Raw genomic sequence first — 21,173 nt, forward strand, 5'->3', positions numbered from 1 at the left:
AACGTCTTTGTGTGTCGTTTCAGGTCTGAGGAGATTGCAGCCGTGGGCGAGACGATTCGAGAGCACCTCACCACCGAGGATGTACGCCTCTCCAACACGCTTCTGAAGGCGCTCAAGGGCAACGACCGCAAGCCCTATGAAGACTGGCTGAACAGGCCAGAAAACTATCAGCTGCGCGGTGCCTTGAAGATACTCGAAAAGGGACTGGAGCATCGTCTCAATTGGGACGGCGTCATCCATAGTCTGGTGCCCAAAAAAGAAAAAGCGACTATCGGCCCGTCGCTCCACGCCTTTCTGAAACGTACAGACACCATCGTGATGTTCACCGATGGTTTCAGCTCACATCGCTCCACGACGTTCGGCGGCCACATCAACGGCGGGTGGCAGGAGGGCGAGGATACCTACATTGGCCAAGGCAAAGAGAGGTACAAATCTCGCAAACGCAATGTGATTTGGATTTCGAGCGATCTGCGCAGTTCACCGGCGGCGATCGCGATGCTCATCGCGCACGAGATCGGTCACGGCATCGCCACGGAGTATCGCGACAATTATCCGATACCCCCCTATTGTGATCCGAAAGTCCTCGAAAAGCCGCCCTATAGTCTGTTTCCGTATGATCAACGCGACGACGACGATCGGCTCTGCTATCCGCTGGAAGGACTGCTGGCCCGGGAGATGGGGCTAAACCCGGATATGAACGTCCAGCAGCATACGCCCATGACCGACGAAGCGCGCCGATGGTATCGGCACGTATTCGGCAACTACACGACAGCCGCTTTTCGCGACAAGCTCAGACTTGGGACCGTATTTGAACGGGAGAGAATATACTCGAAAAAGTCCCATCGGTGTGGGATGCGCTGCAAGTTCTTCGGCGAGTATGGCTACTGTGACCATGTCGTGAAGATACCCCCGTGCTGGCAGTATGAGCAGCATCTTGAAGGGTGGAACACACCCGACGATGGTAAAGGGGACAAGCTGCCCGACGGTTTCGTGCCCGCCCCGAAGCGGCCTCACCCTTCGACAAACTAAGGCTGTGAAGTGCCTCGAGGAGACAGGCCTTCGCTTCTTAACTGGCCAGATACTTCTTCACCGCCGCCTCGTCCCATTCGATCCCGTTGCCGGGCTTCTCGCTCGGCAGGGCAAAGCCGTCCTTGATCTGCAGCCGGGTCGAAAGCACCGCGTCGGCCCAGTCGACATATTCCAGCCAGTGCGCGGTCGGTGTCACGCAGAGCAAATGCGCGCTGACTTCCGAGAACAGATGCGAGGACATCTCGATGCCGGCGGCATGCGCGAGCGCGGCGGCGCGCAGCCAGCCGGTGACGCCGCCGATGCGCTGCACGTCGGGCATGACGTAGTCGCAAGCTTCCGCGGAGAGTGCCGCCTGCATCGAAAAGGCGCTGTCGAAGTTCTCGCCGATCTGCACCGGCGTATGCAGCGCGTCTGCAATGCGGGCGCAGCCGGCATAGTCGTCGTGGCGGATCGGCTCCTCGATCCAGGTGAGGCCCTCGTCGTCGAGCATCTCGCCGCGGCGGATGGCCTCGGTCACCGTCAGCGCCTGATTGTAGTCGCACATCAGCGTCACCTGGTCGCCGACGGCCTTGCGGACCGCACGCACGACGGCAAGATCCTCCCGCGCATCGGGCCGGCCGACGCGGATCTTGGCGGCCTGGAAGCCTTCGGCCAGCAGCTTGTGGGCTTCCTCGACGGCGGCGCCGGCCGGCATGATGCCGAGCCCCTTCGAATTGTACGCCTTGACCGGCTTCGGTGCGCCGCCGAGCAGGCGCGCCAGCGGCAGGCCCTTGGCTCGGGCGAGCGCGTCCCAGGCCGCCATGTCGATGCCGGACTGGGCCAGCCGTTGCAGGCCGGCGAGGCCCAGCAGCGTGAAGCGCTGCGCCAGCTTGCGTTCGATCTCGAACGGCAGCAGCTCGTCTCCGGCGAGGAGATCTGACATCTCCGTGACCATCGCCGCCAGCGGCTTCAGGGCCGAGGGTGTGAGCGAGAACAGATAGGCATGGCCCACCGCGCCCTGATCGGTCTCGCAGTCGATCAGCACCAGCGGCGCCTTGGCGACCGCGCCGGTCGCGGTCTGGAGCGGCAGGTTCATCGGCACGATCACGGGGCGCGCCTGGAAGCGCTTGATGCGGATGGTTTCGGTCATGGGCTTCTCCCGGCCGGGCGGATGCAGATCGATGCCGATCTTAAGCATCCGTGATCAAACGAAAAGCGATTTGCTGCGACATCATAAAATGGGGTTGCGCCGGCCTGCAATTATGGGCTCTGTGCCGCCGCATTCCCTGCCACGGATTCTGGCAATTTGCGGCAAATCGCACAGAACGGAGCCACAGCGTGAAACGAGAGATCTCCGAAGAGCAGCGCAAGAACGGCATCCTCACCGGGGCCGTGATCGCCTTCCTCCTGCTCGCTTTGCCGCTCGCCGTGTGGCTGGACCTGACCGAACTCAGCAAGACGGCATTGCGCCGGCAGGCGATCGATCTCAATTCGGTGATCACGAGCGTGCGCGGCTATTACGCCTCCAACGTGGTCGGACGCGTGCTGGCCAACCCAAACGGGACCACGAAGGTCGTGCACAATTACGAATCCTTCCCCGGCGCGATCCCGATCCCGGCGACGCTGTCGCTGGAGCTCGGACGGGTGATCGGCGCGCAGCAGGAGAACATCACCTATCGCTTCGTCTCGGACTTCCCGTTCCAGAACCGGGCGCCCCACCAGCTCGACAAGTTCGAGAAGGACGCGCTGGAGGCGCTTCGAAAGGACCCCGAACAGAAGATTGTGGACTCCGAGACATCGCTGTTCAACGACAAGGTTCGCCTGGTCGCGCCGGTCACGATGGGCCCGGCCTGCGTGAGCTGCCACAACAGCCATCCCGAGAGCCCGAAGAAGGACTGGAAGGTCGGCGACGTCAGAGGCATCCAGGAGGTGATCATCGCGCAGCCGATCGCCGCCAACATCTTCTCGTTCAAGTTCCTGCTGGCCTATTTCGTGATCGCAGCCGGTAGCGGCCTGGCGTTCCTGTCGCTGCAGCGCCGCCAGGCGCGTCGCATCAAGGGCATGAACAAGGAGCTCGAATCCGCCAACGACTTCCTGGCCTCGCTCTCGATGAAGATCTCCCGCTACATCCCGCCGCAGGTCTACAAGAGCATCTTCTCGGGCCAGAAGGACGTCACCATCCACACCGAGCGCAAGAAGCTCACCATCTTCTTCTCCGACATCCAGAATTTCACGGCCACCGCGGAGCGGCTGCAGCCGGAGCAGCTGACCCAGCTGCTCAACGAATACTTCACCGAGATGTCGGCGATCGCGCACGATCATGGCGGCACCATCGACAAGTTCATTGGCGATGCCATGCTGATCTTCTTCGGCGATCCCGAGACCAGGGGCGATCGCGCCGATGCGCAGGCCTGCCTGCAGATGGCCTGGCGCATGCAGCAGCGCCTGGCCGAGCTCAACGCGAAATGGCGGGCGTCCGGCATCGAGCAGCCGTTCCGCTCGCGCATGGGCATCAATTCCGGCTATTGCAATGTCGGCAATTTCGGCAGCGCCGACCGCATGGACTACACCATCATCGGCGCCGAGGCGAACCTCGCCGCGCGCCTGCAATCGATCGCCGAGCCCGGCGGCATCGTGCTGAGCTACGAGACCTTCGCGCTGGTCAGCGACATCGTCCGCGCCCACGCTTTGCCGGCGATCACGATGAAGGGCATCAGCCGCGAGGTCATTCCCTATTCGGTCGATGCACTCGATGACGGGGCGGCGGAGCGGAGCGGCATCATCACCGAGCGCGCGCCGGGGCTCGAGCTCTATCTCGATCCTGCAATGGTGAAATCGGGCGACGCCGCGCGCGTCCGCTCCCTGCTGGAGAACGCGCTGGCCTCGCTCAAGCCGGCGTGAGAGTGCGGGTCGGCCGCTACGGCAGCCCTCGCGCCTCCAGCTGCTTCACCAGCAGCAGCGTCGGCTCGGCGAGGCTGTCGCCGGAGCCGTCGAGACCGAAGGCGCTCGCGATGCCGTCGCGGCTGCGCAGCAGCGCGCTGCGCGGGCAATGGCCGGCGCCGCAGAGCGTCTTCTTCAAGGTTTCGCCCTGTGCGACGGTGCCGGCGGAATCGTCGGCGGCCCAGGCCAGCACGATCGGCACATCGACGTTGAGAATGCCCGGGAAAACCGAGCGCTTGTTGTACTGGCCCGGGTCGCTGCCGAGATAGGCCTTCTCGCTGTCGCTCGCGTCCTTGCCGGCGCGGTAGATGCCGGACACCAGGACAACGGCGGCGACATCGGCGCGGTCGGTCTGAAACTCGGGATGCGCCAGCAGGGTGGCGACGTGGAAGGCGCCGGCGCCGTAGCCGACGGCGACGATCTCGCGGCGATCGCCGTTGAACAGGTCGATGTTGCCGTGGACCCAGGACAGCGCCGCCGCCACATCCGAGGCGCCGGCCGGCCAGGTCGCCGCGGGCGCCAGGCGATAATTTACGCGGACCCCGATCATGTCGTTGCGCGCGGCAAAGCACATCGCCTGGTCCTGGATCTGGCGCGACAATTCCGGGGCGGCGTGGTCGCCGGTGAACGTGTCGCCGGTCACGAACAGCAGCACCGGCCGCGGCGTGTCCGCCTTGGTGGCGCTGGCGGCGACATCGAGCACGTTGGCTTCGCTCTCGCCGTAGCGCAGGCCGCGGGTGAAGGTGACCTGCTCGCACAACCGCGCGGTGCCGCCGGCGGTGGTGTCGGAATCGGTGAGGCCGACCCGGACGAGATCCGAGGGGCCCGTCGGCCTTGCCGGCGATACGACATGGGCAGACGCCGCCGTCATGGTCAGTAGCAGGAAAACAGTCAGGTAATTCTTCATGGTGATGCCGGCCTTCGGGGCCCATATCGGCCCGCTGATGTGGCCCGTCTTTTCAATTCGCCTCATTTGTCAGCCGGCCTTGAGGCGAATTCGCGGCACCTCCCGCCGATCCGCGGCCGGCGCGGAACGGGCTGCCGGTGCGGCAAGCAGCCGCGCCAGAAGGGCACCTTCGAGGGCATAGAGCGCTTGCGCTCTACTGTGCATGGGGTTGTTTTCGCAATTTTAGCTTGGAGGGCCTGTCAGGGCCCGGTTCATGGTCCGGAACGTGATGGAGTAACGGCGCGCCTCGACCGGCGGGATGCTGTGCTCCCATTGCGAGCGCGCCTCGCCCTGCATCATGTAAAGGGAGCGTGGCCGCGCCTCGAGCGTGTGGCGCTGCCATCTGTCGCCGCTTCGGCGGCGGAAGCGGAACTTGCAGGCCGAGCCCAGCGACAGTCCGAGGACCTCCCTGAACTGCGGCTTGTCGCGGTGCCAGCCGATGCCGACGCCGATGTCGTATTCGGTGCAGAGCACCTGCCGGACGCTGGCCTCGGGCAGCCCCGCCCAGGCCTCGACCCGACGCGCGACCGGCAGCAGCCAGTCCGGGATCGGCTCCGCCTCGGCCAGCCGCTGCAGCGAATAGTCATAGCGGTAGCCGAAGGACGCCACGCGCCGGTTGCCCTCGAACGCGCCGAACTGGAAGCGCTGCAGCGGCAATGCTGCGATGCGGCCGATCAGATCCTGCTCGACGGCGGCTTCGATAAAATTGTCGACATGGCGAAGCCCGGAAGGGCCTGCTTCCGGCTCAGTGAACAATCCCAGCTGCGTCATTCCTCGCATTTCCGTGACGGAACCTTTTGCCGCCCCAAGCGACTTACCTAGGACGCGGGAAGTAACGTGCGAGAGGCTGTCATGGCACAGAAGCATACCGCAGATCCGGCAGAGATCATGCGGGCGACCGGTCATCCCGAGCTGGAATATGCCGCCGGCTGGACCATCGCCGGGCTGGTCACCATCGGGACCATCGTCGCCGCCTGGGTGTTCGCGATCTAAGCAGATCCGGAAAAGTGTGAAGCGGTTTTCCGGATAGATCATGCCCAAGCTAGGAAACTGAGGTGTGATGATCTCATCGCACCTCAGGCCGCCGGAAACTGGAGCTCGAAGGCCGCGCCTTTCTCGGTCGGCTTGAGGCTGATCGAGCCGCCATGGCTCGCCATCACCGCGCGGGCGATCGCAAGCCCCATCCCGGTGCCGCCCTGGTCGCGGCGGGTGGTGAAGAACGCATCGAAAATCCTGTCGCGGTTCGGCGCCGAGATCGGCTCGCCGTCGTTGCTCACCGTCAGACGCAGGGTCGTGCGCTCGAAGGCTGCCTCCAGCCGGATCTCCCTCGCCTTGTGCCGCACGGCGTTGTCGGCAAGATGCGACAGCACGATCAGCGCCTTTTCGCCCGACATGGCGATGGAGCGGTCGAGGCTGCCGCTGGCCTCGATCGCGCTTTCCGGAAACCGGGTCCTGAGATCGGCGATCACCGGCGCGAGCTCGGTGCGCTCGTTCTGCGGCAGGCTCTCGGCGCGGGCGAGCTCGCGCAGCCGCTGCGCCATCGCCTCCAGCCGCTGGGTGTCGGACAGGATATTGGCGATGAAGGTGTTCTGCTCGGACGGCGTCAGGCTGCCCGCCTTGCCTTGAACCGAATCCTGCAACAGCTCGGCCGCGCCCTTGATCGAGGTCAGCGGCGATTTCAGCTCGTGGGTGAGGTGGGCCGAGAACGTCGCGATATAGTCCGAGCGCCGCGCCAGCTGCTCGGCCATGCCGAGGAAGCTGTGCGAGAGCTGGGCGAACTCGCGGGTGCCGTAATGCCGCAGCGGCTGGAACGCCTCGCGGTCGCCACGGCCGATTCGCGCCGCGCGATCCATCAGCTCCCGCATCGGCAGGGTGATGGTGCGCGAGAACACGAGACCGATCGCGATGGTGCCGAGGACGACGGCGAGACCGGCCAGCACGAACTTGGCCCGCTCCTGGTACAGATGGTCGAAGATGTTGCTCGGCGTCCGCGTCGTGTAGATCACGCCCGCGACGCGGTTGTTGACGATGACGGGCATGGCCGAGAACACGTGCATGCCGAGGCCGCGGCTGAAGGAATAGATCGGCGGCGGCGGCTTGTCCGGCACGCGGTTGCGCAAGGTCGCGCGGTATTGCCCGTGCAGCGCGTCCGCGACCTCCTCGATATGGGCAAGCGACTGCCCGACCTCCTGCCGCCCGGCAATGACGACGCCTTGCGGATCGAGGATCCGAAAGCCCGCCAGCGTCACCTTCTGGGTCTCGCGGATGATCGGCGTCAGTCTTGCGCCGATCTCGACATAGCCGGGCTGCGCAGGGCGCGATGCGGGCAGCGCATCCGGTCGGCGCCGCAGCAGATCGTTGGCGGTGAGATCGAGAGCGGGCCGGATCGGCGTCACGGGGTCGCCGGGATCGGGCAGCACGTTCGGCGGCACTTCGGCCCCGAGCGTCAGCCCGCTGTCGAGCCGCGCCAAAACTTCCTGCGCGTAGATCGTCGCCAGCACGCGGCTCTGCGCGATCAGCTCGGCCTGGGTCTGGCGGATCAGCTGATTGTCGTAGAGACGGAAGAAGAACAGGCCGACCAGCGGCAGCACGGCGACGGTGGCCAGCACCGTGAAGATCACGAGGCCGAGCGACGGCCGCCATTTGTCGGGCGCCGCCTTCATGCCTCTTTCTCGCAGCGGCCGAGCTTGAAGCCGACGCCGTGAATGGTCTCGATCACGTTGTCGCAGGCCAGCGCCGCGAGCTTGGCGCGGATGTTGCGGATGTGGCTGTCGATGGTGCGGTCGGAGACCTGGATGTTGAGCTGATAAGCCGCCCGCATCAGCTGCTCGCGATTGAAGACCGACGTCGGCCGGGTCAGGAACGCACGCAAGATGCCGAACTCGATCGCGGTCAGTTTCAGCGGCGTGCCGGCGAAGGTCGCGACATGCTGCTCGGGGTCGATCAGCAGTCCACCCTGGGTCAGCGCGGCGGGGCCGGCCTTGGTCTCGCCGTTGCGCGGGTTGAGTCGGCGCAGGATGACGTTGACCCGCGCCACCAGCTCGCGCGGGCTGAACGGCTTCGTCACGTAGTCGTCGCCGCCGATCTCGAGGCCGAGGATGCGATCGATCTCCTCGTCGCGCGCCGACAGGAACAGGATCGGCACGTCGGACGTCTTGCGGATCTCGCGGCAGACGTCGAGGCCGTCGAACTCGGGCATGCCGATGTCGAGCACGATCAGGTCGGGCTTGTCGGCGGCCGCACGGCCGAGCGCCTCCTTGCCGTCGCGGGCCTCGATCACGTCCATGCCGGCCTTCTTCAGTGCGACGCGGATGACCTCGCGGATGTGGCCCTCGTCGTCGACGATGAGAATGCGATGCGCCAAGAAAACTCTCCGCTCACCCCGCCGGCCGGCTGCCGGACTGATCCTTCGCCAGCGCGTCCAGCCTGCGCTGAAGCCGCCAGCTCCGAAAGCCCCAGCTCCGCCAGGCCAGATGCTGGCGCTGCTGTTCTACAAGGCGGTCGCGTCGCGACACAAGGCAGCTCTCGCTCGAGCCGGGCCGGAGCGCGATGGCCCTGTCGATGGCCGGCAGTGCCTGTGGTCCGAGCGTCAGGAGATAGTCGATGTCGATTTGCAGGCCGTTGCCCGACGCTTCCCGGCTGTGCGTGACATTATAGTCGGCGATGAAGGCATCGAAGTTCACCAGCGAGCAGCCATAAAGCACGGTCGCGAGCGCGATCAGATTGGCGCCGACGAGCCATTTGTTGGACCGTTGGAGGGCGATGCGGGCCACGATCAGGACCAGTCCGAGTGCGACCAGCCCCATCCAGATGAAGGCCGCGATGCGCCAGTAGGTCAGCATGTAGACGTTCACGTAGAGATCGAGGCGCAAGATGGAGGAGGCGACGAGAAGCACGTTCTGTCCCACCCAGAGATAGACCAGCGCCCGGATCACCGTCGAGTTCTCGGCCGGCCCGCCCGGGCGCATCGCCACCAGCACGAAGGCCGCGGCGAGCAGGGCGGTTACGATCAGCGGATAGGCCCCGCGATGCGCGTAGCCGGCATAAGTCAGATTGTCCGGCAGTGCCACATGACCCCAGAGATAGATGCCGTCGAGAACGGACTGCGCCGCGAACAGCAGGTTGAACAGGATCAGCGAGCGCAGGATGGTGGAGGAACCGAGGAATTCGGCTGCGACAACGGGCGGCGGCACGAGGCCGTCGGCCACAGCGGTGTCGATGATCGGCCTGCGCCGCCAGCGCACGTGAATGAACGGCCAGACCAATGCCAGCATCAAGGCCCAGAACAGGACGCGCGGGATGCTGACATAATGAAGGATGAGCTTCGGATTGAGCAGGGACACCCATTGCTCGATCACCGGATTGGCCGCGGCGAAGAGCGCGACGAAGACCGCGCTGAGCGCTGCCGGCAGCAGCCAGCGCGCGATGCCGCGGGTGAGCGCCGACGCGTTGAACGCCTGGGGCGTATCGAGAAAGAACCTGAAGGGGCCGAGCAGGACGAGGTTGCGCAGCGCGCGGCCACGATCGGCGAGCCCGGTCGTTTCGGCGTTGGTCGCGAGCAGCAACGCGATCATCAGTGATGCGACCAGGATCAGGAACGACAGCGTGTTGAGCTCCTCGATCACGGGCACGAGACCGGCAGCGAGGACGGCCGAGCCGATCATGGCGCGGCGCAAGTTCAGGGTCGCATGATTGAAGAGCACCGACACGCCGGCGATCGCGATCGCAAACAGCGCCAGCGACAGCCCGGCCCGCTGCCCGTAGAACAGCCAGTCGGCGAGCGCGGCCAGCACCAGGGCGAGGCCGACCTTGGCCGGGATCGAGGAATGACCGATCGGCTTGATTTCCTCTGCGATCGTCGAAGCCAGGCTCGTCATGTCCAGAAGACCTTTCGCGGTGGTTGGCATGACGAACTGTGAACGCCTCTCGTGCAGAATGCGGGACCATCGTCTGCACGGCTTCAGGAGTCTTCTGCAGATTTCGTGCAGGCGCGCTTTTGCCTCTCGCGCAGCGCCAATCGCTTTGATAGGTGCGAAGCGTTCGCCCTCATAGCATGTGGCACATCATGCAAATCCTCCGTCGTCTCGGTCTCGTTCTGCTGTGGTTTGCCGCGCCTGTGGTCGCGTTCGCGGCCGTCAACAAGAACGATCCCTATCTGCTCGTGCTGCGCGGCGCCGGAAACATCGCGCTTGTCGCCGCAAGCCTCCTGATCATCGCCGTTCTGCTGCGGCGGGGACATTGGCGCCCCATCGCGGGCAAGCTGCTGGTCATGCTCTGGTGCCTGCCGCCGGTGCTGATGTCCGCCGCGCATCTGAAGTTCGAGTTGCGCAGGCACGACGTTCTCAACGCCGGCGCCGCCGAGGCGCGCCAGCTCGGGGCCCACTTCATGGTGGGCTATTCATCCTTCCCGGAAGTGGCGCGCCTTGCCAGGCAGGGACTGATCGGCGGCGTCTATGTTACCCGGCACAACATCCGCTGCGGCACGGTCGAGTTGCTCCGGAGCGAGATCGCCGCGCTGCAGGACATCAGGCGCGCAGCCGGCCTGCCGCCGCTGGTCGTCGCCGCGGACCAGGAGGGCGGCATCGTCGGGCATCTCGCGCCGCCGCTGACGAAAGTGCCGGCCCTGGCGACGCTCACAGGGCTTGCTCCCGACGACCAGCAGGCCAAGGCGGAGGAGTTCGGCCGTATCCATGGCCGCGAGCTCGCCGGGCTCGGGGTCAATCTCAATCTCGCCCCGGTGCTCGATCTCAAGCCCCCGGCGCGGCGCAACCGGCTCGATTTCCACACGCTGATCGGCCAGCGCGCGATCGCGAGCGATCCGGCCGTCGTCAGTACGATCGCGAGCGCCTATGTGCGCGGGCTGGAAGCATCCGGCGTCGGCGCCACGCTCAAGCATTTTCCGGGTATCGGCCGCGTACGCGCCGACACGCATCATTTCAGTGCCAATCTCGACACGCCGGTCGAGGAGCTGGAAGCGACCGACTGGCTTCCGTTCCGCGAGGTGCTATCGCATTCGCGTAGCGCGCTGATGGTCGGCCACGTTACGCTCACTGCCGTCGATCCCGATCGCGCCGCCTCGCACTCGAAATCCGTCGTCCAGGGCATCATTCGCGACAAGTGGAACTACCAGGGAGTGGTGATGACCGACGACCTCGTGATGGGCGCGATCTACCAGAACGACGTCTGCAAGGCCGTGGTCGAGGCGATCAATGGCGGCGTCGATCTGCTGCTGGTCGCCTATGACGGCGCGCAGTTCTATCGCGTCTTTGCCTGTGCCCTGGACGGGGCGCGGCAGGGCAGGCTTGACGCGGCCATGCTGCACGCGAGTGAGACGAGGCTGACGAGGGGCCTTCTGTCCGAGAAGGCGGGAGCCGCCTCGCTCAAGAGAAGCAGTACGCGAGGCTAGTCGAGGTATCGCCCCGCGCGCGATGGCGCGAGGCGATCGAGTGCTGTCGTCGCAGCTGTCCTATTCCGCCTGCTCCAGCGCGGCGGGCATCTTCGCCACCGACATCAAGGACCGCGCGACCTGATTGAGCAGGAGATCGGCGTTCTCTTCCTCGGCGAGGGATTTGGAGAGCAGGGCGACGATGGCGCTATGCCGGAGCTGCTGCGCCAGGTTGCGTGCCGTGGTGTAGCCGGACATCTCGTAATGCTCGACGCGCTGGGCGGCCGAGATCAGCGCGAGGTCGGCGGCTGCGTCCTCCTTTTCCTGGCCTTCCTTCATGACCTCCTGGCCTTCCTCGATCAGGCCCATCATGCCCTTGCAAGGCTTGGCGCGAGCGGTCTCGCCGAGCAGCTCGAAGCATTCGTTGATGCGTTCGACCTGATTTTCGGTCTCGGCCAGGTGTTGCTCGAACAGTTCGCGCAGCTGGTCGAAGCGGGCGGATTGCGCCATCTTGGGCAGCGCCTTGGTCAATTGCTTCTCGGCATGGAGAATGTCACGCAGCTCATGGAGCAGGAGATCGGTCAGCCCGGCCTCGTCGACGGGCGACGAACTCTCCGCGACAATCGGGCTGGCTATGCCGGGATCCGAGGACTGAAGCGCGGGCGATTCCGTGAACACCCAGTCCTCTCCTTCGTTCCAGGGGCCGCGGGTGTCGATCTCGCCGTGGTCGCCGCTGCCCGTGGAGTCGTTGAAGTACTGGTTCACGAGGCCGGGCGTCGGCGCAATCCTGCCGACACTGAAGGCAGGCTTGGACAGGCTTTCGAGCGCGCGCGCGAAGGCCTTCATATGCGTGATCTCGCGCGTCATCAGGAATTGCAGCGCGTCCTTGGAGCCGGCGTCGTCGCAGAAATTGATCAGCCGTTCGTAGACGATCTTCGCCCGCGCCTCGGCGGCGATGTTGCTGCGAAGATCGACATCGAGCTCGCCGGTGATCTTGAGATAGTCGGCGGTCCAGGGATTGCCTTGCGAGTTGAACAGGTTGACACCACCTCCGCCGGCGATCGCGATGAGCGGATCGGCTTCGGCGGCCTGACGGTCGTTCTTCGAAGGCGCAAGATGCATCCGGGCAAGGCAGCCGACGACTTCGAGATGGCTGAGCTCTTCGGTCCCGATGTCCATCAAGAGGTCCTTGCGATCGGGGTCCTCGCAGTTCAGCCCTTGAATCGAATATTGCATCGCAGCCGCGAGTTCCCCGTTGGCGCCGCCGAATTGCTCGAGCAGCATATTGCCAAAGCGCGGATCTGGCTCGTCGACGCGCACGGTGAACATCAGCTTCTTGACGTGGTGATACATGGAATGACTCGCGCTGTGAGGGAAACGATGCGCGTCAACCGGTGCTCGGAATGTTCGTTCCTAACCGAGCTCGAGATTCAATTCGCGCTTCTACGTCTCCCGCGCGATCAATCCGTCGATCATCGCGCGCACCAGGGCCGCGATCTCCTTGCGCAGCGCCGGCAGCGGCACGGCAACCAGCTTCTGCTCCAGTCCGAGCGCCACCATGCCATGCACCGCCGAGAACAGGCTGCGCGCGGTGACGCCGAGCTCCTCGCGGCTGCGCTTCGGAAACAATGCGGCCAGCGGCTGGTAGATGTGGCGGAACAGCTGCATCTGATCCTGGACGGACCAGTCGGGGACGACCTTGTCGGCTTCCATGCGGTGCTCGAACAGCGCGCGCCAGAGCTGGAGATTGTCGGCCGCGAAATCGCAATAGGCGAGGGCGATGCGGACCAGCGTCTCCTGCGGCGACGGCTCGCCCGCGCCCTCCGCGGCGCTGAGCGCCTGGTCGAGCCTTTGCAGGGTACGCGAGCCCACACGCAGGATCAGCTCGTCCATGTCGGCCACGAGGTTGTAGACCGCGCCATTGGCGCAGCCGATCTCGCGGGCGAGATCGCGGGTTTTCACCCCCGACAATCCGCGATCGGCAATCATGCGCTCCGCCGCCAGGATCAGGTCGGACCGGAGTTTCTCTCGACGTTCCAAGGCCTTAGACATGTCGGCCAAAAATTTGAGCGATGCTCATATTTTTCTTGAACCTTGTTCAAGTTCCTTGCTACAAAGCATATGTGAGCAACGCTCATAACAGGGAGCTGAAGATGTTCAAGACTGTAGTGACACTGTTCCGCGGCAGCGTGGCCGCTGCGGGCGAAGAGCTGGAAGACCGGACGGCCCTGCTCATTCTCGACCAGCAGATGCGCGATGCGGCTGCCGCCGTCGAGCGCAGCAAGCGGACGCTGGCGCTGGCGATCGCGCAGGACCAGCAGGAAGGCCGCAAGCTCGAGGCGACCCTCGGCCGCATTGCCGACCTCGAGACCCGCGCGGTCGCGGCGCTCGACGGTGGCCGTGACGACCTCGCCAGGGACGCCGCCGAAGCCATCGCGGGCCTGGAGGCGGACCGCGATGCCGCGATGACGGCCCGCGCGCTGTTCGCGACCGAGATCGCGCGGCTGAAGCGGCACGTCGTCAACGCGCAGGCCCGCATCACCGAGCTTGATCGCGGCCGCCGCGTTGCCCGTGCCTCGGAAGCGGTCCGCTCGTTACGCCGCAGCGGCATCGAGGCCGCGCGTCCGTACGAATCCACGCTGCCGGAAGCGGAGAGCACCTTGCGGCGCCTGCGCGATCGGCAAATGGAAGCTCAGGCGGCCGACGATGCGCTGGTCGAGCTCGATGCGGCCACCGGTCCCATCGCCGTCGCCGAAAGATTGGCCGAGCAGGGCTTTGGCCCGCGGCTGAAGACGACCGCAGACGACGTGCTGGCGCGGCTGAAGTCCAAGCGCCCGGCGTCGGCCTGATCGCAACCCCTTCATCATTCGTCCTCACAGGAGACCATCATGAACCAGAACGGCCAGCCCCACAGCAGCGCCTGGGTGAGCTTCACGTACGCGTCCTTCGCAGCTTCCGCCTTCCTCGTCGCCATCGGCGTGTTCTTTCTGCCGGTCGACGTCTGGATGAAGGGCTATCTCACCATGGGCATCGTCATGCTGGTCCAGACCTGCATCACCCTGACCAAGACCGTGCGCGACAATCACGAGAGCAACCGGCTGGTCAATCGCATCGAGGACGCGAAGGCCGAGCGGCTCTTGATGGAGGTGTCCAAGGCCGCATGAAGAGCGCCTTGAGCCGATCCGGGAGACAAGCAGGAGAGCCGCGGAGTAATACGCGCCGCGGCTCTCGCGTCCGCAACCATGGTTGCAGTCCGCATCGCGCATTGTGCTTCGGCTGCAGGTGCGATATGGCTCTCGCGCGTTCAGAGGCGGAGACGAGCTTTGTCGAAACAATCGCTGCGCGAGGAGGCCGAGCGCCTGATCCGCGAATCGATGGAAAAGAAGTCCATCGTCGTCAAGCAGGGCACGACCCGCATCGAGGCTGTGTGCGGCAAGTGCGGTGCCCCGAACCGGGTGCAAGCGGAAAAGGGCCAGAGCCGCGTCAAGTTCGCCTGCAAGAATTGCGGCCATCAGCAAGAGACGTTGTAGGGCATCTTCACCTCTCCCCGTAAGAACGGGGCGAGGGAGTGATAGGGCGGTGCAAGCCTACTCCCCCTCCACGAACTTCTTGAACGCATCCGCGTAGTCCGGATGCCAGCGCGACAGCGGCGGTCGGTTCGCGACGATGTCGCCGGCGGCCCACAGCATGCGCTTCTCATCGAGTGCGCGCGGCACGTCGTTGTCCGGGCACAGGATGTAGAAATCGCCGGCCTCCAGCCGCGTCAGCATGAAATCGACCGTCTGCTCCGGCGTCCAGGCGCCGTCCGGCTTTTCGGTGCGTCCCTTCGCGGTGAGACCGGTGAACACGAAGCCCGGGATCAGCAGGTGTGCCGTGATGCGACAATCCTTGGTGTTGCGCAGCTCATGCTGGAGCGCCTCGGTGAACGCTTTCACGCCGGCCTTGGAGACATTGTAGGCGGGATCGCCCGGCGGCGTGGTGATGCCCTGCTTGGAACCGGTGTTGATGATGAGGCCCGACCTGCCGCGCGCGATCATGTTGGGTGCGAAGATGCGCGAACCATTGATGATGCCCCACATGTTGACGGCGATGATGCGCTGCCAATGATCGGGCTCGCCGAACAGCGTGCTGCCCGGCTGGATGCCGGCATTGTTCATGAGGACGTCGGTGCCGCCGAACCGCTCGCGCACGGCGCGCTCGAGTTCCGTCAGGCTTTCCGTCTTGCTGACGTCGACCACGGCCGTCATCACGTTCGCGGCACCGGCGATGGATGACAGTTTTGTTGCGGCCTCGACCAGGCGTCCCTGATCGACATCGGCGATGCACACCTTCATGCCGGTGCGCGCAAACGCCGCGGCGGCGGCAAGACCGATTCCGGCTGCGCCACCGGTGATGACGGCAACGTTGTCTTTGACGATGGCGGGATGCGACATGGCTGAACTCCGGCGAAGCTAAAGGTGCGCTCGGTCGCGTTATAGCACGCGATCCGTTCGACCCTGCACAAGTCGGCATGGGAGGTCTTCGCTCCATGCCGTCTTTACGCCTCTACGGCCCGGCTGTACCTTATCCGACGAACGATCCCGCCCAGATCGACCCAATCAATCACCTGACAGGGAGTGCAGCCATGGCTGTATCGCAGGCTATTCCGATCACGCGCCATCCGTTCGCGAATGGGTCCTACAAGCAGATGCTGATCGACGGGAAGTGGGTCGATGCAGCCTCGGGCAAGCGCTTCGAGACCCGCAATCCTGCAACGGGCGAGCTGCTCGCAACCGTCGCCGAGGGCGACAAGGACGACATCGATCGTGCGGTTGCCGCCGCACGCCGCGCCTTCGAGGGGCCCTGGAGCAAGGTCAAGCCGTTCGAGCGGCAGAACCTGCTCCTGAGGCTTGCCGACCTCGTCGAGAAGAATTTCGACGAATTGTCGCAGCTCGACACGCTCGACATGGGCGCGCCGCTCAGCCGCACCCGCGCCTATCGCCTGCGCGCCGTCGGCATGCTGCGTTACTATGCCGGCCAGACCACCGCGATCCACGGCGAGACCATCGAGAACTCGCTGCCTGGCGAAATCTTCTCCTACACGCTGAAGGAGCCGATCGGCGTCGTCGGTGCCATCATTCCCTGGAACGGGCCGCTCACCGCGACGATCTGGAAGATCGGTCCTGCGATCGCGACCGGCTGCACCGTGGTGCTCAAGCCCGCCGAAGAGGCGCCGCTGACCTCGCTGCGCATCGCCGAGCTGGCAATGGAGGCGGGCATTCCGCCCGGCGTCGTCAACGTCGTACCCGGCTATGGCGAGACCGCGGGCGCCGCGCTCGCCTCGCACCACGACGTCGACAAGGTCGCCTTCACCGGCTCGCACGTCACGGGACAGTCGATCATCCGCGCCTCCGCCGGCAACCTCAAGCGGGTCTCGCTCGAGCTTGGCGGCAAGTCACCGGACATCGTGTTCGCCGATGCCGATCTCGACGCCGCCGTGCCTGGCGCGGCGATGGCGGTGTTTGCCAATTCGGGGCAGATCTGCAGCGCCGGCACGCGCCTGTTCGTCGAGCAGTCGATCTACGAGGAGTTCGTCGGCCGCGTCGCCGAGTTCGGCAAGAAGCTGCAGGTCGGCAACGGTCTCGATCCCAACGTGCAGATCGGCCCGCTGGTCTCCGAGCAGCAGCTGGAACGCGTCACCGGCTATCTCGACATCGGCCAGAAGGAAGGTGCCAAGGCGCTCGCCGGCGGCGGCCGGGTCACCGAGGGTGCGCTGTCGAAGGGCTTCTTCGTCTCGCCGACGGTGTTCGCGGGCGTCCAGGACAACATGCGCATCGCGCAGGAGGAGATCTTTGGCCCGGTCATCTCCGCGATCGCGTTCAAGGATATGGACGAGTTGGTCAAGCGCGCCAACAACACCACGTTCGGCCTCGGCTCCGGCCTGTGGACGCGCGACGTCAGCAAGGCGCATGCGGTCGCAAAATCGCTGCGCGCCGGTTCGGTGTGGGTGAACTGCTATCAGGCGATGGACCCGGCCGTGCCGTTCGGCGGCTACAAGATGAGCGGCTACGGCCGCGAGTCCGGCAAGCAGCATGTCGAGGAATATCTCAACGTGAAGGCCGTCTGGATCAAGACGGCGTAAGGCCTGTCCCTCGTCGCGTTCCGCGAGGGGGAATATCTGCTTCTTGTGGGGCGGCGACTTTCCGGTGGCCGCCCCGCGCTATATGATCAGCATCCTTCCAAAGAAAATCGGGGCCAGCATGAAATTTCCGGCGTTGTTCAAACCGTTGCAGGTCGGTCCGTACAAGCTTGCGCATCGCGTTGCAATGGCGCCGTTGACGCGCATGCGGGCCGAGCGCGAGAGCTTTTCGCCGCGGCCGCTCAACGCCGAATATTACGGCCAGCGTGCGACGCAAGGCGGCCTGCTCATCGCCGAGGCCTCGCCGGTGCTCTCGCACGGACGCGGCAATCCGGCGACGCCGGGCATCTATTCCGATGCGCAGATCGCCGGCTGGCGCAAGGTGACGGATGCCGTGCACGCCAAGGGCGGCATCATCTTCCTCCAGCTCTGGCACGTCGGCCGCGTCTCGCATTCCTCCTTTCATGGCGGTGCGCTGCCGGTTTCGGCCTCGGCAATTCCGATCAAGGCCGAGGGCATGAAGGCGATGACCGCCGACGGCAAGATCGCCGACTACGAGACGCCCCGCGCGCTGGAGACCGAGGAGGTCAAGGGTATCGTCGAGGCCTTCCGGCAGGGCGCCAAGAACGCGCTCGCGGCCGGCTTCGACGGCGTCGAGATCCACGGCGCCAACGGCTATCTGCTCGAGCAATTCCTGCAGTCGCGCAGCAACCAGCGCACCGATCAATATGGCGGTTCGATCGAGAACCGCGCGCGGCTGCTGCTCGAAGTCACGCAGGCCGCGATCGATGTCTTTGGCGCGAACCGCGTCGCCGTCCGGCTTTCGCCTTACGGCATCGCCAATGATTCCGGCGAGCCGGATCCGATGCCGCTCTACACCTACGTCGTGAAGGCGCTGGACAAGCTCGGTCTCGCCTATCTGCATCTCATCGAGCCGCGCTCCAGCGGCGCCGGCCGTGCGGACGTCCATTGGGAGAACGTGCCGTCGGCGATGGTGCTGTTCCGGCCGCTCTACAGCGGCGTGTTGATGACCGCCGGCGGCTTCACCGGCGAGACCGCCAACGCGGCGATCGCCGACGGCCACGCCGACATCATCGCCTTCGGCCGCATCTTCATCTCGAATCCCGATTTGCCGCGTCGACTGCAGCACGGCTACCCGATCACGCCCTACAACCGCGCGACCTTCTACGGCGGCGAGGAGAAGGGCTATACGGATTATCCGGTGTATGACGAGATGACGCCGGCGTGACGCTACGGAGTTATCGTGTCGCTCCGTCTGCACCACAATGACGACGGAGAAAGACAATGGCCAAAGCCGCAGCCGCCGCAGGGATAGCCACCGGCCAGTGTCTCTGCGGCAAGGTCAGCTTCGAGATCGACGTCCCCGCACGCTGGGCCTGGCACGATCACTCCGCCGCCAGCCGCCGTGCCCATGGCGCGGCCTATGCGACCTATGTCGGCAGCTGGAAGAAGCGCTTTCGTATCACCTCGGGCAAGACCGCGCTCACGCGTTACGAGGACAAGGCCACCCGGACCACCCGCAGCTTCTGCTCGCATTGCGGCACCCCGATCGCCTATGAACGTCCGCGCGGGCCGCACATGGTCAACATCCCCCGCGCGCTGTTTCGAGAGCGTACCGGCCGCCAACCGCTCTATCACATCGCGATCGAGGAGCTGCAGGAATGGGCCTATACCGGCGAGCCGCTGGTGCCGCTGAAAGGCTTTCCGGGCGTGGTCTGGCAGCGCTCGAAAAAGAAGAAGCGCGCCGGCGGCGAGGACCCGTTCGAGCTTGGACGGGAGGAGATGTAGCTGCGCCGCTGGCTCCGCGCTCGTGTCCCGGACGCGCTGCAGCGTGAAACGCTGCTGCGCAGAGCCGGGACCCATGTATCAGCGGGTTCGGCGCGACTGGGTCCCGGCTCTGCGTCGCAACGCCGTAAGCGCGTTCACGCGCGTCTTCGACGCGCTATGGCGCTGCGACGCGTCCGGGACACGAGGCCGTCAGGCGCAACGCAGCCATGACCGCGCTTCCTTCCGCGCTTCCTTGCGCGCCTCCCGATACTTCGGTCATCATGTCTTCATCGTTGCGGCCACGTCCGCTCCTGGAGGAAACATGAAGAACAAGATCACCGGTCGCTCCGCCTTTCTTGCGCTGCTCAAGGACGAGGGCATCACGCATCTGTTCGGCAATCCCGGCACCACCGAACTGCCGATCATGCATGCGCTGAAAGACCATCCTGATCTCACCTATGTGATGGCGATGCAGGAGAGCCTGGTGGTCGCGATCGCCGACGGCTACAGCCGCGCCTCCGGCCAGCTCGTCGCCTGCAACGTCCACGTTGCGCCCGGTCTCGGCAATGCCATGGGCTCGCTCTACAACGCCCAGTTCACGGACACGCCGATGATCCTGACCGCGGGCCAGCAGGAGCAGGGCCATGGCCTGATGGAGCCGGTGCTGTACGGCCCGCTGGTTCGCATGGCCGAGCCGCTGGTGAAATGGGCGGTCGAGGTGACGCGGCTGGAGGATCTGCCGCGCATCGTCCGGCGCGCGGCCAAGATCGCGACCACGCCGCCGACCGGGCCGGTGTTCATCTCGCTGCCCGGCGACATTCTGAACAGCGAGGCCGGCATCGACCTCGGCCGCTCCACCCGCATCGACGCGCGCGTGAAGCCCTCGGACGAAGCGCTGAAGGCCTTTGCCGCGCGGCTTCTCAAGGCCGAGCGCCCCGTCATCGTCACCATGGACGAGGTGGTCAAGAGCGACGCGCTGAAGGAGGCGGCCGAGCTCGCCGAGCTGCTCGGCGCCGCCGCTTACCAGTCTTCGACGCCGTATGGATCGCACTTCCTCTCGGAGAGCCCGAGCTTCGTCGGCACGCTGGCGCGCGTGCAGAAGGTCGCGCGCGACACGCTGACGCCATACGACCTCCTGATTGCGCTCGGCGGCGATCCCCTGCGGATGTCGGTCTATAGCGAGGTCGATGCGCTGCCCGATGGACTCGGTATCGTGCAGGTCGGCCTCGTCGACTGGGAGATCGCCAAGAATTACGGCGCCGAGATCGCGCTGAAGGCCGATCTGAAGGAAACCCTGCGCGCGCTGATCCCGGTGTTGAAGGAGATGGGCGGCGCCGCGCTCGCGAGCCGGGCCAAGCAGCGCCTTGCCGAGCTCGCGCCGAACAACTGGACCGCACGCCGCGCCGCGCTGGTCGAGCAGATCGGCAAGAGCGCGGGCCGCAGCCCCATCGATCCGGACTTCCTGGTGCTGCAGATGGTCGAGGCCATGCCGGAGAATGCGATCCTGGTCGACGAAGGTCTCACCTCCAGCCGCCACGTCACGGCGCTGCGCCCGCACCGCGACCGCTATGGCTATCACGGTCTTGCCTCCGGCGGCATCGGCTGGGGCCTGCCGGCCTCGGTCGGCGCCAGCATTGCCAATCCGGATCGCCCCGTCGTCTGCTTCTCGGGCGATGGCAGCGCGATGTATTCGATCCAGTCGCTGTGGACGGCGGCGCATCACAAGCTGCCGCTCAACGTCGTCATCGCCAACAATGGCGGCTACCGCATCATCAAGCAGCGCCTGCTCGCCTTCCACGGCGACGACAATTATGTCGGGATGGACTTTGTCGATCCGCCGGTGGACTTCGCCGGCGTCGCACGCGCGCTCGGCTGCGAGGCGATCAAGGTCAGCGATCCCCGCGAGCTGAAGGCGACGCTGGCCTCGGCGTTCAATCGACCGGGCACCAAGCTGATCGAGGTGATGGTGGACGGGAAAGTGTAGGGCG

General features: G+C 65.3%; 20 protein-coding genes. 11 read left to right on the top strand and 9 right to left on the bottom strand.

Annotated features, from left to right (window positions below):
* The first annotated feature begins 42 nt into the window (after positions 1 to 42).
* Positions 43 to 1,029: a hypothetical protein gene (locus tag K410_RS0107385; RefSeq protein ID WP_028134252.1), complete on the top strand. Its 987-nt coding sequence runs from the start codon at positions 43 to 45 to the stop codon at positions 1,027 to 1,029.
* A gap of 37 nt (positions 1,030 to 1,066) precedes the next feature.
* On the opposite strand, the gene K410_RS0107390 is transcribed toward K410_RS0107385, so the two are convergent.
* Positions 1,067 to 2,158 (bottom strand): enolase C-terminal domain-like protein, encoded by a 1,092-nt coding sequence (locus tag K410_RS0107390; protein WP_028134253.1) that lies wholly within the window; start codon positions 2,156 to 2,158, stop codon positions 1,067 to 1,069.
* 188 nt (positions 2,159 to 2,346) lie between these two features.
* Between K410_RS0107390 and K410_RS0107395 the strand changes: the two genes are divergently transcribed.
* Positions 2,347 to 3,909, top strand: coding sequence for an adenylate/guanylate cyclase domain-containing protein (locus K410_RS0107395; protein ID WP_028134254.1), 1,563 nt, complete (start codon positions 2,347 to 2,349; stop codon positions 3,907 to 3,909).
* 16 nt (positions 3,910 to 3,925) lie between these two features.
* Here K410_RS0107395 and K410_RS0107400 read toward each other — a convergent pair whose 3' ends face one another.
* Together K410_RS0107400 and K410_RS0107405 are read right to left on the bottom strand one after the other, a co-directional pair.
* Positions 3,926 to 4,855: an alpha/beta hydrolase gene (locus tag K410_RS0107400; protein WP_028134255.1), complete on the bottom strand. Its 930-nt coding sequence runs from the start codon at positions 4,853 to 4,855 to the stop codon at positions 3,926 to 3,928.
* Positions 4,856 to 5,077: 222 nt separating this feature from the next.
* Entirely contained in the window at positions 5,078 to 5,665 is a 588-nt protein-coding gene (locus K410_RS0107405) for an alpha-ketoglutarate-dependent dioxygenase AlkB (RefSeq protein WP_028134256.1), read from the bottom strand.
* An 81-nt stretch (positions 5,666 to 5,746) separates the two neighbouring features.
* Here K410_RS0107405 and K410_RS40260 point away from each other — a divergent pair, with 81 nt between their 5' ends.
* Positions 5,747 to 5,887, top strand: a complete 141-nt coding sequence (locus K410_RS40260) for a hypothetical protein (RefSeq protein ID WP_164718835.1) — start codon at positions 5,747 to 5,749, stop codon at positions 5,885 to 5,887.
* Positions 5,888 to 5,970: 83 nt separating this feature from the next.
* Here the strand turns inward: K410_RS40260 and K410_RS0107415 are convergent, their stop codons facing one another.
* From K410_RS0107415 to K410_RS0107425, 3 genes are read right to left on the bottom strand one after another with little or no spacing between them, the layout of a single operon-like run.
* Positions 5,971 to 7,557 (bottom strand): ATP-binding protein, encoded by a 1,587-nt coding sequence (locus K410_RS0107415; RefSeq protein ID WP_028134257.1) that lies wholly within the window; start codon positions 7,555 to 7,557, stop codon positions 5,971 to 5,973.
* Positions 7,554 to 8,258 carry a response regulator gene (locus tag K410_RS0107420; RefSeq protein WP_028134258.1) on the bottom strand — a complete coding sequence of 235 codons (705 nt, stop codon included), beginning with the start codon at positions 8,256 to 8,258 and terminating at the stop codon, positions 7,554 to 7,556. Before K410_RS0107420 ends, K410_RS0107415 begins: the two co-directional genes overlap by 4 nt.
* Before the next feature lie 13 nt (positions 8,259 to 8,271).
* Complete coding sequence (locus tag K410_RS0107425) at positions 8,272 to 9,771, bottom strand: DUF4153 domain-containing protein (protein WP_049820227.1); 1,500 nt, start codon at positions 9,769 to 9,771, stop codon at positions 8,272 to 8,274.
* 188 nt (positions 9,772 to 9,959) lie between these two features.
* On the opposite strand from K410_RS0107425, the gene K410_RS0107430 reads away from it, so the two are divergent.
* Entirely contained in the window at positions 9,960 to 11,300 is a 1,341-nt protein-coding gene (locus K410_RS0107430; protein ID WP_028134260.1) for a glycoside hydrolase family 3 N-terminal domain-containing protein, read from the top strand.
* Between the two features lie 60 nt (positions 11,301 to 11,360).
* Here the strand turns inward: K410_RS0107430 and K410_RS0107435 are convergent, their stop codons facing one another.
* Positions 11,361 to 12,632, bottom strand: coding sequence for a DUF892 family protein (locus K410_RS0107435; protein ID WP_028134261.1), 1,272 nt, complete (start codon positions 12,630 to 12,632; stop codon positions 11,361 to 11,363).
* Positions 12,633 to 12,722: 90 nt separating this feature from the next.
* Positions 12,723 to 13,331: a TetR/AcrR family transcriptional regulator gene (locus K410_RS0107440; protein WP_028134262.1), complete on the bottom strand. Its 609-nt coding sequence runs from the start codon at positions 13,329 to 13,331 to the stop codon at positions 12,723 to 12,725.
* Between the two features lie 101 nt (positions 13,332 to 13,432).
* On the opposite strand from K410_RS0107440, the gene K410_RS0107445 reads away from it, so the two are divergent.
* The 3 genes from K410_RS0107445 to K410_RS0107455 all read left to right on the top strand — a co-directional run bounded on the left by K410_RS0107445 (position 13,433) and on the right by K410_RS0107455 (position 14,809).
* Positions 13,433 to 14,128, top strand: a complete 696-nt coding sequence (locus tag K410_RS0107445) for a PspA/IM30 family protein (protein WP_028134263.1) — start codon at positions 13,433 to 13,435, stop codon at positions 14,126 to 14,128.
* 39 nt (positions 14,129 to 14,167) lie between these two features.
* Positions 14,168 to 14,443, top strand: a complete 276-nt coding sequence (locus K410_RS0107450) for a YiaA/YiaB family inner membrane protein (RefSeq protein ID WP_028134264.1) — start codon at positions 14,168 to 14,170, stop codon at positions 14,441 to 14,443.
* A 159-nt stretch (positions 14,444 to 14,602) separates the two neighbouring features.
* On the top strand, positions 14,603 to 14,809 hold the full coding sequence (locus tag K410_RS0107455) for a hypothetical protein (RefSeq protein ID WP_028134265.1): 207 nt from the start codon (positions 14,603 to 14,605) through the stop codon (positions 14,807 to 14,809).
* Between the two features lie 57 nt (positions 14,810 to 14,866).
* Here the strand turns inward: K410_RS0107455 and K410_RS0107460 are convergent, their stop codons facing one another.
* A complete protein-coding gene (locus tag K410_RS0107460) occupies positions 14,867 to 15,712 on the bottom strand; it encodes an SDR family NAD(P)-dependent oxidoreductase (protein WP_028134266.1) in 846 nt (281 codons plus the stop codon).
* 191 nt (positions 15,713 to 15,903) lie between these two features.
* On the opposite strand from K410_RS0107460, the gene K410_RS0107465 reads away from it, so the two are divergent.
* From K410_RS0107465 to K410_RS0107480, 4 genes are all read left to right on the top strand, one after another.
* Positions 15,904 to 17,400, top strand: a complete 1,497-nt coding sequence (locus K410_RS0107465; RefSeq protein ID WP_028134267.1) for an aldehyde dehydrogenase family protein — start codon at positions 15,904 to 15,906, stop codon at positions 17,398 to 17,400.
* Positions 17,401 to 17,518: 118 nt separating this feature from the next.
* Positions 17,519 to 18,646, top strand: coding sequence for an alkene reductase (locus K410_RS0107470; protein WP_028134268.1), 1,128 nt, complete (start codon positions 17,519 to 17,521; stop codon positions 18,644 to 18,646).
* 56 nt (positions 18,647 to 18,702) lie between these two features.
* Positions 18,703 to 19,206, top strand: coding sequence for a GFA family protein (locus tag K410_RS0107475; protein ID WP_028134269.1), 504 nt, complete (start codon positions 18,703 to 18,705; stop codon positions 19,204 to 19,206).
* A gap of 301 nt (positions 19,207 to 19,507) precedes the next feature.
* Positions 19,508 to 21,169 carry a thiamine pyrophosphate-binding protein gene (locus K410_RS0107480; RefSeq protein ID WP_028134270.1) on the top strand — a complete coding sequence of 554 codons (1,662 nt, stop codon included), beginning with the start codon at positions 19,508 to 19,510 and terminating at the stop codon, positions 21,167 to 21,169.
* Positions 21,170 to 21,173: the final 4 nt, after the last annotated feature.

Source organism: Bradyrhizobium sp. 22, from assembly GCF_000482425.1.
In the GTDB taxonomy this organism is placed as follows: domain Bacteria; phylum Pseudomonadota; class Alphaproteobacteria; order Rhizobiales; family Xanthobacteraceae; genus Bradyrhizobium; species Bradyrhizobium japonicum_B.

Bases quoted from the DNA above. Each gene is read 5' to 3' on its own strand.
- K410_RS0107390 (WP_028134253.1), bottom strand. From the start codon at position 2,158: ATGACCGAAACCATCCGCATCAAGCGCTTCCAGGCGCGCCCCGTGATC.
- K410_RS0107400 (WP_028134255.1), bottom strand. From the start codon at position 4,855: ATGAAGAATTACCTGACTGTTTTCCTGCTACTGACCATGACGGCGGCG.
- K410_RS0107405 (WP_028134256.1), bottom strand. From the start codon at position 5,665: ATGACGCAGCTGGGATTGTTCACTGAGCCGGAAGCAGGCCCTTCCGGG.
- K410_RS40260 (WP_164718835.1), top strand. From the start codon at position 5,747: ATGGCACAGAAGCATACCGCAGATCCGGCAGAGATCATGCGGGCGACC.
- K410_RS0107415 (WP_028134257.1), bottom strand. From the start codon at position 7,557: ATGAAGGCGGCGCCCGACAAATGGCGGCCGTCGCTCGGCCTCGTGATC.
- K410_RS0107425 (WP_049820227.1), bottom strand. From the start codon at position 9,771: ATGACGAGCCTGGCTTCGACGATCGCAGAGGAAATCAAGCCGATCGGT.
- K410_RS0107430 (WP_028134260.1), top strand. From the start codon at position 9,960: ATGCAAATCCTCCGTCGTCTCGGTCTCGTTCTGCTGTGGTTTGCCGCG.
- K410_RS0107435 (WP_028134261.1), bottom strand. From the start codon at position 12,632: ATGTATCACCACGTCAAGAAGCTGATGTTCACCGTGCGCGTCGACGAG.
- K410_RS0107440 (WP_028134262.1), bottom strand. From the start codon at position 13,331: ATGTCTAAGGCCTTGGAACGTCGAGAGAAACTCCGGTCCGACCTGATC.
- K410_RS0107445 (WP_028134263.1), top strand. From the start codon at position 13,433: ATGTTCAAGACTGTAGTGACACTGTTCCGCGGCAGCGTGGCCGCTGCG.
- K410_RS0107450 (WP_028134264.1), top strand. From the start codon at position 14,168: ATGAACCAGAACGGCCAGCCCCACAGCAGCGCCTGGGTGAGCTTCACG.
- K410_RS0107460 (WP_028134266.1), bottom strand. From the start codon at position 15,712: ATGTCGCATCCCGCCATCGTCAAAGACAACGTTGCCGTCATCACCGGT.
- K410_RS0107465 (WP_028134267.1), top strand. From the start codon at position 15,904: ATGGCTGTATCGCAGGCTATTCCGATCACGCGCCATCCGTTCGCGAAT.
- K410_RS0107470 (WP_028134268.1), top strand. From the start codon at position 17,519: ATGAAATTTCCGGCGTTGTTCAAACCGTTGCAGGTCGGTCCGTACAAG.
- K410_RS0107475 (WP_028134269.1), top strand. From the start codon at position 18,703: ATGGCCAAAGCCGCAGCCGCCGCAGGGATAGCCACCGGCCAGTGTCTC.
- K410_RS0107480 (WP_028134270.1), top strand. From the start codon at position 19,508: ATGAAGAACAAGATCACCGGTCGCTCCGCCTTTCTTGCGCTGCTCAAG.